This window comes from Vibrio anguillarum (genome assembly GCF_003390515.1).
In the GTDB taxonomy this organism is placed as follows: domain Bacteria; phylum Pseudomonadota; class Gammaproteobacteria; order Enterobacterales; family Vibrionaceae; genus Vibrio; species Vibrio anguillarum.
Map to the genome: position 1 here is coordinate 437,979 of NZ_CP031478.1, position 16,198 is coordinate 454,176.

A 16,198-nucleotide genomic window follows, 5' to 3' on the forward strand; every position below is an offset into this window, starting at 1 on the left:
AAGACAAGGCGAATTTGTGGAGACGGAGAAGCTGGCAAGAAAAGACTAGAAACAAACACCGTGGTTGTTGAACAACCTATCGTTGAATACCCTCCTACATAACAAAGGGGCACTGACTCGTGCCCCTTTAAATTTAATCAATAAAGATGATTAATCCAGTCTTAACGTTACACCACTGTAGTTACTATAGCCTTTGAGCATCACATGGTAGGTGGTTCCTGGTGTTGCAGAAATTGTGCACTGTTCATTGTTGCCCGATTTGTAAGGGCGACAATCCCACGAAGAAGTGGTTGGTTTGCTGCCGGCTTTGACATACAAATCAGCATCACCTGAGCCCAAACTGATCGAAACTTTAGCGCTGGTTGAGCTTGCGACCGTAAAGGTATAGAAGGCTTCGGAGCTTCGCGTACCTTGTAACCCTATTACTGGTTTGCCTTTTTCTAGCACATTCTCCGTTGGAGGCACTACGCCACAGCTAGCATTTACGCCCACTTGGTTAAAGGCATCAACCACATCCGCTTTGTTATAACCTAAGTCTTGTGCCGCTTTTGCGACGCCACATCCACCTTGGTCAAAGGTACTGTTTGCTGTCCAATATAACTGGTTAGCGACGGTGAACACTTCAAAACCTTTACGAACCGACCAATTGGCTTTGTTGGCTAGCAAATAATACGCGCGATTAAACACACCACTTGAATAGTGAACATTTAATCCATTGTAGTATTGAGAAGCGTGATCGATAGAACGGCCATCTTTTGACGGTTGATCAAAATAACGTAAGCCACCGGAAGATTTGAAAATGTCGCTCCCGACCACCCAGTCAACGCTGCCTTTCATATAAAATTCAGCTGCTTCCCCAGCAATATCAGAGAACGCTTCATTCATCCCACCAGACATATTTTGGTAAACAAGCCCTGAGTTCTGCTCGGTAAAACCGTGGCTCACTTCATGCGCGCTGACGTTGATATCCACTAATGGATAAAATGTATTTTGGCCATCACCAAAGGTCATGGACGATCCGTTCCAGAAGGCGTTTTCATAGTTGCTATCATAATGCACACGCATAGTTAGCTGGAAGGTTAATGGAGTGGTGTTCATCCAATCTTTGTACATATCGAACACCACTTTACCAAAGTAGTGTGCATCATTAAGTGGTGAATAAGCGCCATTAATCGCTTTGTAATCGTTGTAATTACTCGCGTCGGTACATGAATAGCTGAACGTTGAACCACCCGATGTCGCATGCTTCATATCCACGGTTTTTACAGCGCTATTCACCATGCTACAGGTGTTGCCTACTTTATTTATCACTAACCCTGGGAAATCTGTTCCGTACTGATAAAAACCTGTCTTCTGATTTCCACCAGGTCCAGTACCCGTCGCCTCTGCATGGTTTAACCCTTCCCAAGTTTGTAATACGTCACCAGAGTTCGCATCAATAAAGAAAAATGGCCGTGCAGGCTCATTGGTTGCAACAAAGAAGTCGACTAAATAAACCATTTGAGCTATTTGGTTTTCGTCCAAACGCACCATCAATTGAGCACGCTCGTTTTCTGTAACAAGATCCGCACTCGTCAATGATGGGTTTTGTTGTTGGTAATGCGTAAGTGCAATACTAACCGCCTGCTTTTGTTCAACTTGTGGTGAAGTACTTACCACATCAGAATCAATTTGCTGCGCCATCATGCCGTAAACTTGGCCGATACCTTTCTCAGTTTGCGTTGCTACGACTGACGTATTAAAGACCGGTAAACCATGGTACATCTGCTGGTAACGGACTTTGACTTTACCATTAGGTAGAGTGACGCTTTTTACCATCTGAAAGCCATTTTGTGTTGGCACAATACTGCGAGCCTGCATGGATAAAGCTTGTTCTAGTAGACTTGGATCATCAACCTGCACCATTTTCGCGGCTGATACTGGTAGTGCTGCGCTGATAGAGGCTGCGAGGAATAGCCACTTCATTTGACGTTGTACTTTTTTCATTTCTCAATCCTAGAGAGTTATTATTAGCATCCGCTGACGACTTACATCCAATCAACCACCAGCGACGTGACTGCGAATGATTCGCTCATTGAAAATGGATCAAGAAAACCAACCTCGCCAGTAGCACGGGAAAATAGTGCCAAACGAGCGTCAAATAAAATGGTCACAAAAAAGACAATAGCCAAAATAACTCGAAGATTTTTTATGATAATTAACTTGCATGTCAACAAGATAAACATAAATGATAATTATATGTACATTTAATAGTGCGCATAACTATCAATATAATTTTTGCTTGATTTTGATGAGAATTAATTTGTAAATCTCATTGGCAAACAAGTAGCCCTTATAACCTTCGAACACTTTTATAAGTAAAAACACACCGTAATGTGATGCATTTTATCTATGCCTACCTATTCATGAGCAATCAAAAGTCCGTGTGGTCAAAACCTGACATGGTTGGCTAAAGTTTGTACTGGCAACCCTTTGTTAGAAAATCTCATCGTAATTTATCATGCTCTTAACACAGCCTGACAGACTCCTTACACCGCTCACACCATGATTGTTAGTATCACGCCATCGAATTAATACTTTCTATATTTTCTACAAACGAAGGAGCTATCCAATGAAAAAAATCATGATCTTCGCTGCTGTATTTGCAATGAGCGCTACCGCTTTTGCGGGTGTATACACCTCGATAACAGAGACATCTCTAAAAACAGGCGCCTTTACTACTCAAGAACAGGCTTACAATGCAGGTTTCGATTTAGTCGATCAACTCAAGCAAATGCAACCTGATGAATTAGCGAAAAAGTTGCCTATTTTTGAGCCTTCACTCAAAAGTCAAAGCGTCAAACTTAAAGATTTAGAAGTTCACGTAGAACCTTTTTCAAAAGTGCGTGATCAAGTGGAATACCGTGCGGTTATTGACGTTAGTTATCAATACCAATACAGCGAAAACGATCGTAATTAACCTCATTGAGCCCTTATCTTTGCGCTAGATAAGGGCTTTTTCACTGATTTAGCATTAAGACAATGAATCAACATTCTTGATAAGAACACACGCAGTGTTCATTTGAGATGAAATTAACTTCATTTAATAAACTAACAAACTGAGAAAATACAATGAAAAAGTTAATGTTCCCAATTTTTGGTTTGCTCGCGTTAGCGGGGTGTGATCAACAAACGCAAACAGAAAGTGCTAAGGCTCTAGAGCCCACCACCGTGGTGGCGGAAACAGATGCCGTACCGTCACCCATCTGTGCAAGCGAGTTGATGCCGGGAGGTTGGCAAGCGACAGAAATTACCGACGAAGCTAAAGAAGCGTTGAAGAGCGCTTTAGCACAAATGGAGAGCAATGCACAATTAAAAGACATTATCGATGTCCGTTCACAAGTGGTTAACGGGGTGAATTATGCCATTGAGTTTGAAATGGATGATGGCAGCATTTGGAATGCGATAATCTATCGCAGTTTAGAAGGTGATTACTCGTTAACCCAACCAGCAAAACAAGGCAAATTGTGTGAATAACCTCATCTCATAAGCCATTATTAAACCAGAGTTAGAGAGTAAAAAGAGGCCATGGCCTCTTTTTACTACTCGATACTATAGCTACTTAATACTATCGCCATACACCCCATTCACCCGTAGTTCCGGGCTCTTCATTTTTTGTCCACCACTGTGCGGTCCAAGTTTGCTGCTTGTGCATAACGACATCACCGGACGTATAAATTTTAGTCGCATTCCAAGCATTATCGGGAACAGGTGGCTGTGGCGTTTCCTCTTTTAGCAAAGAAAGCTGATAACTGTAAGTCGCGTTTGGAGCAAACACACGGTTAGCATACACATTCTGGCTATCGTACATATAGTGATTCATTTCTTGGTGCCAAATACCAATAAACCACTCCCCTTTTTTTACTTGGTTAAACTGACCTGCCATTTCCGCTGGCCACGTTGCTGTATTATTGGCTGAAATCGCTAAGCTGATATCGGTCGTTTCATTGCCATTGGCATCGAAGGTACGCAAACGAACCGTATCGCCAGATTCAACAGGACCAAAACCTTGTGAAAGATAACCACCAAGATCGCTGAGATTCTGCGCAGGTTCTGATGGGTCTGTCGGATCCGTTGGGTTTGATCCACCACCGCTAAAACTAATATCACTGCAGTTATAAAAACCTTCGCCCGCGGCATCAATACGTTGCCAGCGGGTATAAAGCACTGCATCACCACTTCTATCGGCAGGCAGGGTAATCTTTATGCGATATTTTTTATCCGTCCCCACGGTGATATTACCTTTGGTATCAATAAGATCCAGATCATCCCAAGTTAATGGGGCCTCACCGGTATAAGTCGGTTTAGAGAGATAAAACTCCCAATAAGAGGGGTTATGTGGCGCGGTAGCATTAAAGACTAATTCGATTTGTTGATTAGCATCTAAATTCACGGCCGTTTTTTGCCAATGAGGTGAAGCAACATCTAACCCTGCTTTCGCGTTGCTGCCTGCGGAGCACAACAAGCCGTCGCGAACAACAGCTTGAACATGAGCCATGTCACGATAATTTGCCACATTGGCCGCCACTTCATTGCGTTGTACAAAAGGATAAGCTCCGGACTGATCAAAAGCCGCTTGGCATGCTGCATTAGGGATCGTATTACTCCAAAAACCACCATCTAAGTAACAGGTATTTTGCCGCGCGCTCGGAAATTCAACCCAACCATGAGCTTGTGCATGAGCAGAAAGCAATCCGCTCAATGAAAGCAAACCCAATACACTGACTTTATTAAAATTATTCATCATTCTTCCTTTTTGTATTATTAGCATCAATGCCACAGAACGACACTCTGTAACACATGAATTGCCAATCAAAGCTAGCAAGAATTATCAATAGACAGTGTCAAATCTGGGTAGGAATACTGGACTATTTGCTTATTTTGCCACTCTCTTTCCAATCAAAAAGGATATGAATCATTGAACTCACAGTGAGTTTCGAGTGACTTCATGGTTTAACAATTTTTGCCAACTTTCCTTATCTGCGATTTAATTGACGACAAAACAACCAAAAACAAACATCTCGCGAACAAAAGTGAAAACGATTACATCTCAATTTAATGGCACTAACCATGAAAAAATGAAAACTAATCATTTGTTTTTATGCACAAATTAATTCCCTTGTAACATTTGTCACAGAAATACATTCAGTTGCACACGACAATGCCGTTCTCTTTCGAATGAAACATTTTTTATCGTTCGAGCTTTAGAACCATCGCACTACATTAATGAGGTCAACTATGTTTGGTATCTTTAAACCCCAAGCGCATATCGAGAGGCTCGCTACTGAGCGGCTCGATAGCACTTATAGCCGCTTGCGCTGGCAGTTATTCATCAGTATTTTCTTCGGCTACGCAGGCTACTACCTTGTTCGTAAGAACTTTAGTTTGGCGATGCCTTATTTGATTGACCAAGGTTTTAGCCGCGGTGATCTCGGGGTAGCTCTTGCCGCCGTATCGATTGCTTATGGCCTATCTAAATTTTTAATGGGGAGTGTTTCTGACCGCTCTAACCCACGCTACTTCTTAAGTGCAGGCCTTTTAATGTCTGCGTTAGTGATGTTCTGTTTCGGTTTTATGCCGTGGGCAACAGGCAGCATTACTGCGATGTTTATTTTGCTGTTCTTAAACGGTTGGTTCCAAGGTATGGGCTGGCCTGCTTGTGGCCGTACCATGGTTCACTGGTGGTCACGTAAAGAACGTGGGGAAATTGTTTCTGTATGGAACGTAGCCCACAACGTCGGCGGTGGCTTAATTGGTCCCCTTTTCTTGTTTGGTCTTTGGGCATTTAACGATGACTGGCGCGCCGCATTTTACGTTCCTGCCTTTTTTGCGACCTTAGTTGCCATTTTCATTTGGATGACGCTGCGCGATACGCCGCAATCTTGTGGTTTACCACCGATTGAAGAGTATAAAGATGACTACCCAGACGACTACGATAAATCTCATGAGAATGAGATGACCGCGAAGGAAATCTTCTTTAAGTACGTTTTCTCTAACAAATTGTTGTGGTCTATCGCTATTGCCAACGCTTTTGTATATCTCATTCGTTATGGCGTATTGGACTGGGCTCCTGTTTATTTGAAAGAAGCTAAAGAGTTCACCGTTGATAAATCTTCTTGGGCGTACTTCTTGTATGAGTGGGCAGGTATTCCGGGAACGCTATTGTGTGGTTGGATATCCGACAAAGTATTCAAAGGCCGTCGTGCACCTGCGGGCATCTTATTCATGGTTCTTGTTACTTTTGCGGTACTCATTTACTGGTTTAACCCTGCTGGTAACCCAGGTATCGACATGGCGGCTCTTGTTGCGATTGGTTTCTTAATTTATGGCCCAGTAATGTTGATTGGTTTATACGCACTGGAACTGGCTCCGAAAAAAGCGGCAGGTACCGCAGCAGGTTTAACAGGTTTATTTGGTTATCTCGGCGGCGCAGTAGCGGCAAATGCAGTATTGGGTTACACCGTTGACCACTTTGGTTGGGATGGCGGCTTTATGATCCTAGTCGCTTCATGCGGTATTTCTATCCTTTGTCTGCTGTATGCCTACATTGGCGAGCGTGCTCACCATAAAGAAAAAGACAGACTTGCGGAAGAAAAAGCGTCAACGCCATCATAAATCTGACACCTAAATGTGTTGAATTTGCGTTACGCACTGTTCACTTTGAATCAAAACTCTCCCCCTGCAACGTCAGGGGGAATTTTTAAGGATAACAATATGAAACTGACACTACTCGCACTTTCCATGGCTACTTTAGCCAGCTCGGCGTGGGTTCAAGCAGAACCATTGGTGATAGCCCATCGCGGCGCTTCCGGTTATCTGCCTGAACATACCCTTGAAGCCAAAGCGCTTGCTTACGGCATGAAGCCTGATTTTATTGAACAAGATGTCGTGATGACCAAGGATAACCAATTGGTGGTTCTGCACGATCACTATCTTGACCGCGTCACTGACGTTGCCGAGCGTTTCCCTGACCGTGCACGTGGTGATGGCCGCTATTACGCCATCGATTTTACGCTGGCAGAGATCAAAAGCCTGCGCGTAACTGAAGGTTTTAATATCGATGACAAAGGCAATAAAACCGCTGGTTTCCCTAACCGTTTCCCTCTTTGGAAATCAGACTTCACCGTCCCAACCTTAGCGGAAGAGATCGAGCTGATCCAAGGGCTGAACAAAACGCTCGGTTACGATATTGGTATTTATCCAGAAATCAAAGCGCCTTGGTTCCACCGCCATGAAGGTAAAGACATCAGTAAAGCGGTACTGAAAATGCTGAAGGAATATGGTTACGACAGTCAAGAGTCAAACGTTTACTTGCAATGTTTTGATCCTATCGAGCTAAAACGCATTAATGATGAACTGCTTCCAGCAATGAACATGGACCTCAAACTGGTTCAATTGATGGCCTACACCGATTGGAATGAGACCATGATCTATGATGGCGACCAAGCACAGCCATACAGCTATGATTGGATGTTCGAAGCAAACGGCATGAAGCAAGTCGCCACCTACGCCGATGGCATTGGCCCGTGGAAACCTATGTTGGTTGACGACGCTTCAACCAAAGAAAACATCATCATCAAGCCATTGATGAAAGCCGCTAAAACCGCCGGATTAGTCGTTCACCCTTATACCTTCCGCGCAGAACCCGATCGTATTGCACCTTATGCCGACAGCTTTGATGGGATGCTCGATGTGTTCTACAACACTGTCAAAGTGGATGGTTTATTTACGGACTATCCCGATAAAGCAGTGGAGTTTTTGCATTCAACTCGCTAAGTAAGCGTGATTAACCTTACCACTTTGGCACGCTTCATCCCCAGTATCATCATGCTGGGGATGTTATTTTTGGTGACTTAATGCCTTTACCACCTTAAGCACATGCTTATTTAAGTTACTGGCTTCCCAAAGCACCGCAATTTGGCTGTTAAAAGGCATCTCCTTGATGGGAGTGATCACGGCAGAATCATCGATATGTTCAGCCAGTGATTGGGGTACAACAGCTACGCCAAATCCCGCTTGAGCCATTGCAACCATAGACCTCAACTGTGGAGCCGAAAAACGTTGATCGACACGGATGCCCACATCGTCAAACAGCGCTTTCATACCATCATGCAATGCTGGCCCCGTTTCACGAGGAAACAACAAAACGTGCTCATTTTTTAACTGAACTAAAGTAAGGCGATCTTTTTCAGCCAAGGGATGCCCTAAAGGGATCACCGCTACAAAAGGCTCTTCAAATAAAACCACCCGCTGTAAAGACTCACTGGCATAACAAGGTAAACGCACCAATGCTATATCCAACTGCTTAGCTTTCAGCTGCTCAACCAACTCTGGCATCGCTTGCTCAACCGCAGTGAGATTCACGTTTGAAAAATTGTCCCTTATCTCCCGCACTCGGGATAATATTTGGGTATTCATCGCAACCGAAGTAGCAAAGCCCATCCGCACTTCATTTTTTTCTCCACGCGCCAGCTGTTTTACTTTCGCCTTCGCTCGATCCACATCATTTAAGATGGTAACCGCATCGACATAAAACATTTGCCCAGCCTCGGTCAGCTCTACCCCACGTGGTAAACGCTTGAATAACAGCGTACCGAGCTCATGCTCCAATTTCTTTATTTGTTGGCTCAACGGTGGTTGAGCAATACCTAACACTTCAGCCGCTCGTGTGAAATGGCGCGTTTGTGCCACCGCCACAAAATACTTGAGATAGCGAAACTCCATATCTTTTCCATATAGAAATAAATCTTATTTATATTGGATTTAGCCACGTGGAGAAGTCAATCTAAATATACACTTTATTGCATAAATGGTTATTCTCATGCGTGGATTCTACACTCCGCTTTGTGCTTGTTCTCTCGATGTAGCAAAAGAGTTTGCTGAATATCATCATGTAACGGGGGATGGAGAGATTTACCAAACTTCGTTGATGAGTGCGTTGATTGCTGGCGTTTATGAAGGCGCAACAACGGTTGAACAACTGCTGCAACATGGCGATTTTGGCTTGGGCACATTCAATCAATTAGACGGTGAACTGATCGCGTTTGATAAAGAGGTTTTCCAATTAAAAGCCGATGGTTCGGCTAACCCCGCACACTTAGCGCAGCAAACCCCCTTCGCCGTCATGACTTTTTTCACTCCTGATGTCGAAGTTCCTATCACCTCTAAAATGTCTCGTGCTGACGTTCATCATCTGATTGATGAGCTAGTACCCAGTGACAATATTTTCTGCTCAGTACGTATTGACGGTTTATATCAGTTTGTCAGAACGCGTACCGTGCCGCGTCAAACTCGCCCATTTCGCCCAATGTTGGATGTTGTAAAAGAGCAGCCCACATTTAATTTCACCTTCAAACAAGGCGTTATCGCCGGTTTTAGAAGCCCGCAGTACACCACAGGTATTAACGTTCCGGGGTATCACGAACATTTCATTACCGAAGATAGAAAAGGCGGCGGCCACATACAGGACTACTCTATTTCGTCGGGCTTTTTACAAATTGGCAAAGTATCGCGCTTGGTAATTGATACCCCGACTTCGCTAGATTTCCTTAAAGCCAACCTAGCTCCCAATGACATCCGAACCGCGATTGAAAAAGCGGAAAAATAGCGCTGAACAGGAGAAAAAGAATTGAATTGAAAAAGCCGCCAGATAGCACCACCACTTCGTCAAGAAGTGTCAACGTCAGTCAACAATAAGGGTATAAAAATGAATACAAAACCTACCACTAAAAATGGCGCTCAATTAATCGCTCAACAGCTGGAATCTTTGGGTGTCCGCTATATTTTTGGCATTCCGGGGGCCAAAATTGATCGGTTATTTGACGCCATTGAAGACACCAATATTCAAATGATCCCAGTGCGTCACGAAGCCAATGCGGCCTTTATGGCCGGCGTCATCGGCCGTTTAACCGGCAAAGCCGGAGTCACTATGGTGACCTCAGGCCCTGGCTGTGGCAACTTGGTTTCAGGGGTTGCCACTGCCAATTCAGAAGGTGACCCGCTGGTCGCTATCGGCGGCGCGGTCAAACGAGCAGATCAACAAAAGCAAACGCACCAGAGTATGGATACCGTCAGTATTTTCCGCTCTATCACAAAATCCAGTGCAGAAATTCAACATGTTGATGCCGCCAGCGAAGTGATGGCAAATGCCTTTCGCACAGCAGAATCAGGCCGACCGGGGGCATGTTTCGTTAGCATTCCCCAAGATGTGTTATCCGACCACACTCTCACCGATATTATTGTTCCATCACGTAATGTTCATTCAAGCCAAGCCAACCCAGAAGCGATCGAAGAAGCCATTACCCGAATCGAGCAGTCACAGCGCTGCGTCGTCTTACTCGGCTTACACGCCAGTCGCGCTGAAAATGCTCAAGCCATCAGCCGTTTTTTGCGCACCACTCAACTACCTGTAGTCGGAACCTATCAAGCCGCTGGGGCAGTTGATATTAACTATTATCACCATTTCGCTGGCCGCGTAGGTTTATTTAACAATCAGCCCGGAGATGTATTGCTGCAAGATGCTGACCTGATTGTCACTATTGGTTTTAACCCCATCGAGTACGACCCAGAGCTTTGGAACGCAAAACAGTCCCCAATCATCCACTTAGACATTGAACCAGCAGAGTATCAGCTCAATTACCAACCTTGTGTGGAAATTGTCGGCAATATCGTTCAATCACTGGATGATATGATCGATTGTGTCACCAATTTCGCACGCCTCTCTCCCAAAGCCTTATCGATTTTAGAGGAAGTGGCGCAACAGCGGCAGATAATAAAATCCTACCCTACTCGTCAATCTCAGCATGGGTTTCATCCATTAACCTTAATCAAAGCGATGCAATCCATTATTACCCCAGACACCACTTTGTGTCTGGATATGGGCAGCTTCCATATCTGGATTGCGCGTTATTTAAGCTGTTTTCGCGCCCGTCAAATGCTGATCTCCAATGGTCAGCAAACTATGGGCGTTGCCCTACCTTGGGCGATTGGTGCAAACCTGCTTAAACCCAGTACCAAAGTGGTCTCTGTTTCTGGTGATGGCGGCTTCATGCAATCAAGCATGGAGTTAGAAACTGCCGTCCGCCTAAAATGCAACATTGTACATATCATCTGGGTCGATAACGCCTACAACATGGTAGAGATACAAGAGATGAAAAAGTATCAACGCCCGTCCGGAATAAAATTTGGCCCGATAGACTTTAAAGCGTATGCCGAATCATTTGGCGCGCAAGGCTTTGCCGTGACCGAACGTCATCAACTGATGCCTATGCTGCATCAAGCCATGGAAACTCAAGGACCTGCTGTCATCGCTATCCCCGTTGATTACAGCGACAACTACAAGTTGATGCTACCCAGAACACAAGAAAATCGAGATCCAATTTTTGAGCATATCGAAGGAGAAACAATATGAATGGTTTAACCCATAAAGTCGCTTTAGTCACAGGTGCCGCAAACGGCATCGGCTTTGCGATAGCACAGCGTTTATATGATGAAGGGGCCAATGTAGTACTGGCCGACTGGAATGAAGAGCAGCTCGCCACCGCCATCGAAGCTTTTGACTCAACACGCGTCGTGGCGCAAGTGATTGACGTCTCCGATCCTAAAAAAGTAAAAGCCATGATCGATAACGCCGTATCACGCTTCGGTAAGCTCGACATTTTAGTCAACAATGCGGGCATCCACATCCCCGGCTCCGTCTTAGAAAGCAGCGTTGAAGATTGGAAGAAAATATCAGCGGTGAATATTGATGGCGTCGTGTATTGCTCTAAATTTGCCTTACCTGAACTGCTAAAAACGCAGGGTACCATAGTCAACACCGCTTCAGTCTCTGGCTTAGGTGGCGACTGGGGTGCCGCATTTTACTGCGCCAGTAAAGGCGCGGTAGTCAACCTCACTCGCGCCATGGCGTTAGACCACGGTGCCGCTGGCGTGCGAATTAACGCCGTGTGCCCAAGCTTAGTTAAAACCAATATGACCAATGGTTGGTCGCAAGAGATTAGAGATAAATTTAACGAGCGCATCGCACTAGGACGCGCCGCAGAACCGAGCGAAATTGCCGCCGCAGTGGCCTTTTTAGCCAGTGACGATGCATCATTTATCAATGGTGTCAATTTACCCGTCGATGGTGGCGCTACCGCTTCCGACGGCCAACCTAAAATCGTTTAACCACGAAAATTCAGCCAGTACCCAAACCATTTTCCGTGCTGGCTGATATTTTAAAACCGCATAATTCAAAACAAGCCCCATAAACCTTTCAGCCCTAAAAGGCCTCCTTTTCCACAATTAGTACAACTCCTACAAACACGAAACTAATTGGGGAGGGTTAGGGTGGAGTGTTTCTTGGTTGCTGGCAGCACCCCCTCCTAACCTCCCCCTTAAAGGGGGAGGAACAGAACGGTATCAGCTTCCACTCTAGAGCATATAATTGGACAATTATCAGTTTCGGAAAATCGAATATTAGCAAATCATGAATAACTAGGGGTATGGAAAAGTTGTTGTGAAGTGCTAGTGCGATGAATAACATCGCACTAGCAAAAAGGTTGGACTAGGGTGCTCACTAAGTGCCGTTACGTTAAATTGGGCTTCTATGAGTTTATGGCGAATCACCAGAAATACTTTGAAATATAGAAACATATAGTAGAATGCACGGCATTAATAACACCTATTTAATTGAACTCATGCCTAAATCCGTAGAACCTAACATTGCAGACCTAGCGAATGGCTGGCTTAAAAGCCACAAACTGGATTACAAACTAGAGCAAGAAAGCCTTAATTCAGAGATTGATAAGGCTCTGAATGATTACTTTACAAAGAGTGGCGGACAAGGTGGGAATAGACCTGACGCTAAGCTTTTACTGGAAGATTCATTAACCAATAACTATCCAGTTCTGATTGAGTACAAAGGCTTACAAGGCAAACTGGTTAAGCTAGATAGTAACGGCAACGTTGATAATAGGAATGCGAAAGGTGAGCCTAACCTAAAAAACATCAATGATTTTGCGGTTAACGGGGCTGTTCACTACGCTAACGCTGTTCTACACCACACTAGCTATACAGACATCATCGCTATTGGTATCACGGGTTACAAAGATGAGTCAGACAACCTAAATCATGAAATAGGCGTTTACTACGTATCTAAGCACAACCTTGGTGCAGGTCAAAAAGTCGGTGAATATAGCGACCTATCTTTCTTATCATCAAAACACTTCGACAACTTTATTCAGAAAGTTAAATCTCTCAACCTATCTCAAGATGAGCTAGACAAGCTCAAGCAACAACGAGAGAAAGAGATTGATATTAGCTTAACTCGTCTTAACAACGACATTTACCAGAATGAAAAAGGATTAGGTGAAAACGATAGGGTTTACCTAGTCGCTGCTTCAATCATGGCTACGTTAGGTGTGGCTGGAAAAGTAAGACCATTAGAAAAGTCTGAATTACTTTCATCCCAAGAAGAAGGTAATCGAGACGGTGATATTTTACTTCGCAAGATCAAAGCCTTCTTAGGCGAAAAAAATATCCCTCGTGAAAAGCGAGATTTAATCCTAAGAACTCTCACCAACACACTCACGACTGAAAACATCAATAAGGTCAAAGACGGTGAAAGCCAACTAAAACGTGTCTTCATAAAGATTGTTGATGACTTAGGTATCTACTACAAGATTGGTTTAACGACTGACTTCACAGGCAAACTGTTCAATGAAATGTACGGGTGGTTAGGCTTTTCTCAAGACAAGCTAAACGATGTTGTTCTCACACCGTCTTATGTTTCGACGCTTCTTTCCCGATTGGCTCGTGTAAACAAAGATTCTTACGTTTGGGATTTTGCCACTGGCTCAGCAGGCTTACTTGTAGCGGCCATGAATGAAATGCTAAACGATGCTAAACAAACGATAACATCACCAGAAAAACTAGCCAGAAAAGAGGCTCAGATTAAAGCAGAGCAGCTTTTAGGGTTAGAGATGCTATCAAGTGTCTACATGCTTGCGGTGTTAAACATGATCTTAATGGGAGACGGTAGCTCTAACGTCCTAAATGGCGACTCTCTCACTTTTGACGGTAAGTATGGGTTTGGTAAGGACAATGAACTTTTTCCAGCCGATGCTTTTGTTCTAAACCCTCCGTATTCTGCTACTGGTAACGGAATGAACTTTGTTCACAAAGCATTAAGCATGATGAACAAAGGCTATGCTGCGATCATCATTCAAAGTTCAGCAGGTACTGGTAAAGCTAAAGATTTAAACCAAAAGATACTTGAAACAAATACACTCATCGCCAGCATCAAGATGCCGATAGATCTCTTCATTGGTAAGTCTAGTGTTCAGACTTATGTGTATGTATTTAAAGTTGGAGAGGCTCACCATAAAGACGAGATGGTGAAGTTTATCGACTTTTCAAATGATGGGTACACTCGAACCAATCGAAAGAAAGCCAGTAATAACTTAAAAGATACCGATCAAGCCCAAGCTAGATATGACGAGCTTGTGAGCCTTGTTCGCTTCGGTAAAAGCAAACTAAGCCTGTTTACTGAAAGTGAGTATTACGAAAACACGATAGACCCTAAGAATGGGGCAGATTGGAATCAAAGCATTCCCATTGATACCAAACCAACCATTGCTGATTTCAAAAAGACAGTCAGTGACTACCTAGCGTGGGAAGTATCAAACCTTCTAAAGCAAAAAGGAAGCACTGACAAATCGGGAAAGTAACCACCTCACTTAACGAAAAGCTAGAAACCGTTAAGTGGGGGGAATATAAAGTCTCTGATTTATTTAGCGTCAATACATCAAAAAAGCGATTTGACGCTAATAAGGTAACAATATCACCAGATAAAGAGGGCTACCCGTACATTGTTAGGCAAAGTACAAATAATGGTAGAAGAGGGTATATACAAGAATCTCCTGAATACTTAAATGAGAACAACACTATTGCTTTTGGGCAAGATACAGCAACGATGTTTTATCAAAATGAACCTTATTTTACAGGCGATAAAATTAAGATTCTAAAGCCCAAATTTAAAGAGTTTAATCAAGACAATGCTCAATTCTTTCTGACCGCAATGGAAAAATCATTTAGCAGCTTCTCTTGGGGAAGTTCCAGCTTTAATGTAAAAATCATTGAAAACCAAACACTAAAAATCCCCGTTAAGGATGGAAAGCCAGACTTTGATTTCATGGGAAGCTTCATTGCGGAGCTAGAGGCGGAGCGTATAGCGGAGCTAGAGGCTTACTTAGAAGTGACAGGGTTATCTGATTGTAAGCTAACAGAAGACGAGCAAAAGGCTTTAGATAATTATGGCTCTCTAACCTTTGAAGACTTTAGTATTACTGATGTTTTTGATATCAAAAACACAAAAAACATTTTATCCCGAGACATCACCCCTAATAGTGGGACAGTGCCGTACTTATGTGCAAGTGCTGACGATAATGCAATCAGCTCCTATATATCTTACGATAAAAGATTGTTAGATAAAGGCGATTGCATATTTATTGGTGGGAAGACTTTTGTTGTTACATATCAGGAATATGATTTTTTTTCTAATGACAGTCACAACCTGGCACTAACCTTAAAGAACAATGATTACAGATCAAAACTATCTCAGATTTACTTATCTACTTGTGTAAGAAAGAGTCTAAGTCACAAGTATTCTTGGGGGGATAGTATTAGTAACAGGAAAATTCAAAAGGATAATATCCGATTGCCATCAGCCAGAAAAAAAGTGGATTACTCATCAATGGAGCTACTCATATCTGCAATTCAAAAGATTGTTATCAAGGATGTAGTCGTATATGCAGATAAAAAAATACAAGCCCACAAAGAAGTAATCCACTCGTAGGATGCAAAAAAATAGTGCCCATAACGGCCACTCTTAATACACTTACTCGACCGATGATTTACAGGGCAAAAATCAGTGTGTTCATTTGAGTCAAGAAAAGCACAATGACACTCATTTTTCGTACTTTGTGAGTTTTGGGTGTCAGATTAGTTATATTTGGTCAAAGTTCACATGGTCGAGAAAGTAGGTTTTTTGGTGAAACCAATAATGGGGCAAAACTGTTTTAGCAAACCACATCGATTATCATAAATGGCATACTCCCAACGCTCACGAAACTAGTTCCCTCCCCTTCAAGGGGAGGATTAGGGTCTGTCTCTTGATCAC

13 protein-coding genes are annotated in these 16,198 nt (G+C 43.4%); 9 read left to right on the forward strand and 4 right to left on the reverse strand.

The window, feature by feature from the left end; all coding sequences use genetic code 11:
• Window positions 1-150: 150 nt before the first annotated feature.
• Window positions 151-1,986, reverse strand: coding sequence for a M4 family metallopeptidase (gene empA, locus DD616_RS01880; RefSeq protein WP_208871613.1), 1,836 nt, complete (start codon window positions 1,984-1,986; stop codon window positions 151-153).
• A gap of 41 nt (window positions 1,987-2,027) precedes the next feature.
• Window positions 2,028-2,171, reverse strand: coding sequence for a hypothetical protein (locus tag DD616_RS01885; RefSeq protein ID WP_199485468.1), 144 nt, complete (start codon window positions 2,169-2,171; stop codon window positions 2,028-2,030).
• Window positions 2,172-2,611: 440 nt separating this feature from the next.
• On the opposite strand from DD616_RS01885, the gene DD616_RS01890 reads away from it, so the two are divergent.
• Together DD616_RS01890 and DD616_RS01895 are read left to right on the forward strand one after the other, a co-directional pair.
• Window positions 2,612-2,959: a DUF3316 domain-containing protein gene (locus tag DD616_RS01890; RefSeq protein WP_069212241.1), complete on the forward strand. Its 348-nt coding sequence runs from the start codon at window positions 2,612-2,614 to the stop codon at window positions 2,957-2,959.
• Window positions 2,960-3,111: 152 nt separating this feature from the next.
• Window positions 3,112-3,516, forward strand: coding sequence for a cystatin domain-containing protein (locus DD616_RS01895; protein ID WP_208871614.1), 405 nt, complete (start codon window positions 3,112-3,114; stop codon window positions 3,514-3,516).
• 91 nt (window positions 3,517-3,607) lie between these two features.
• Here DD616_RS01895 and DD616_RS01900 read toward each other — a convergent pair whose 3' ends face one another.
• Window positions 3,608-4,783, reverse strand: a complete 1,176-nt coding sequence (locus DD616_RS01900) for a lytic polysaccharide monooxygenase (protein ID WP_094149570.1) — start codon at window positions 4,781-4,783, stop codon at window positions 3,608-3,610.
• 494 nt (window positions 4,784-5,277) lie between these two features.
• On the opposite strand from DD616_RS01900, the gene glpT reads away from it, so the two are divergent.
• Window positions 5,278-6,654 carry a glycerol-3-phosphate transporter gene (glpT, locus tag DD616_RS01905; RefSeq protein ID WP_026029046.1) on the forward strand — a complete coding sequence of 459 codons (1,377 nt, stop codon included), beginning with the start codon at window positions 5,278-5,280 and terminating at the stop codon, window positions 6,652-6,654.
• 99 nt (window positions 6,655-6,753) lie between these two features.
• Entirely contained in the window at window positions 6,754-7,815 is a 1,062-nt protein-coding gene (gene glpQ / locus DD616_RS01910) for a glycerophosphodiester phosphodiesterase (protein ID WP_208871615.1), read from the forward strand.
• Between the two features lie 63 nt (window positions 7,816-7,878).
• On the opposite strand, the gene DD616_RS01915 is transcribed toward glpQ, so the two are convergent.
• The gene (locus DD616_RS01915) at window positions 7,879-8,763 is read right to left on the reverse strand and encodes a LysR family transcriptional regulator (protein WP_017047400.1); all 885 of its coding nucleotides are present in this window, start codon (window positions 8,761-8,763) and stop codon (window positions 7,879-7,881) included.
• 85 nt (window positions 8,764-8,848) lie between these two features.
• On the opposite strand from DD616_RS01915, the gene budA reads away from it, so the two are divergent.
• The 5 genes from budA to DD616_RS01940 all read left to right on the forward strand — a co-directional run bounded on the left by budA (window position 8,849) and on the right by DD616_RS01940 (window position 15,874).
• Window positions 8,849-9,646: an acetolactate decarboxylase gene (gene budA / locus DD616_RS01920; protein WP_208871616.1), complete on the forward strand. Its 798-nt coding sequence runs from the start codon at window positions 8,849-8,851 to the stop codon at window positions 9,644-9,646.
• Between the two features lie 99 nt (window positions 9,647-9,745).
• On the forward strand, window positions 9,746-11,449 hold the full coding sequence (gene alsS, locus DD616_RS01925) for an acetolactate synthase AlsS (protein WP_208871617.1): 1,704 nt from the start codon (window positions 9,746-9,748) through the stop codon (window positions 11,447-11,449).
• On the forward strand, window positions 11,446-12,204 hold the full coding sequence (budC, locus tag DD616_RS01930) for a meso-2,3-butanediol dehydrogenase (RefSeq protein ID WP_208871618.1): 759 nt from the start codon (window positions 11,446-11,448) through the stop codon (window positions 12,202-12,204). Before alsS ends, budC begins: the two co-directional genes overlap by 4 nt.
• Before the next feature lie 512 nt (window positions 12,205-12,716).
• Entirely contained in the window at window positions 12,717-14,747 is a 2,031-nt protein-coding gene (locus tag DD616_RS01935; protein ID WP_208871619.1) for an HsdM family class I SAM-dependent methyltransferase, read from the forward strand.
• Window positions 14,735-15,874 (forward strand): restriction endonuclease subunit S, encoded by a 1,140-nt coding sequence (locus tag DD616_RS01940; RefSeq protein WP_231140458.1) that lies wholly within the window; start codon window positions 14,735-14,737, stop codon window positions 15,872-15,874. The genes DD616_RS01935 and DD616_RS01940 overlap by 13 nt, the downstream gene beginning before the upstream one ends.
• The last annotated feature ends 324 nt before the right edge of the window (window positions 15,875-16,198 follow it).

Excerpts from the sequence above, each read along its gene's own strand:
- empA (WP_208871613.1), bottom strand. The coding sequence starts at position 1,986 with ATGAAAAAAGTACAACGTCAAATGAAGTGGCTATTCCTCGCAGCCTCT.
- DD616_RS01890 (WP_069212241.1), top strand. The coding sequence starts at position 2,612 with ATGAAAAAAATCATGATCTTCGCTGCTGTATTTGCAATGAGCGCTACC.
- DD616_RS01895 (WP_208871614.1), top strand. The coding sequence starts at position 3,112 with ATGAAAAAGTTAATGTTCCCAATTTTTGGTTTGCTCGCGTTAGCGGGG.
- DD616_RS01900 (WP_094149570.1), bottom strand. The coding sequence starts at position 4,783 with ATGAATAATTTTAATAAAGTCAGTGTATTGGGTTTGCTTTCATTGAGC.
- glpT (WP_026029046.1), top strand. The coding sequence starts at position 5,278 with ATGTTTGGTATCTTTAAACCCCAAGCGCATATCGAGAGGCTCGCTACT.
- glpQ (WP_208871615.1), top strand. The coding sequence starts at position 6,754 with ATGAAACTGACACTACTCGCACTTTCCATGGCTACTTTAGCCAGCTCG.
- DD616_RS01915 (WP_017047400.1), bottom strand. The coding sequence starts at position 8,763 with ATGGAGTTTCGCTATCTCAAGTATTTTGTGGCGGTGGCACAAACGCGC.
- budA (WP_208871616.1), top strand. The coding sequence starts at position 8,849 with ATGGTTATTCTCATGCGTGGATTCTACACTCCGCTTTGTGCTTGTTCT.
- alsS (WP_208871617.1), top strand. The coding sequence starts at position 9,746 with ATGAATACAAAACCTACCACTAAAAATGGCGCTCAATTAATCGCTCAA.
- budC (WP_208871618.1), top strand. The coding sequence starts at position 11,446 with ATGAATGGTTTAACCCATAAAGTCGCTTTAGTCACAGGTGCCGCAAAC.
- DD616_RS01935 (WP_208871619.1), top strand. The coding sequence starts at position 12,717 with ATGCCTAAATCCGTAGAACCTAACATTGCAGACCTAGCGAATGGCTGG.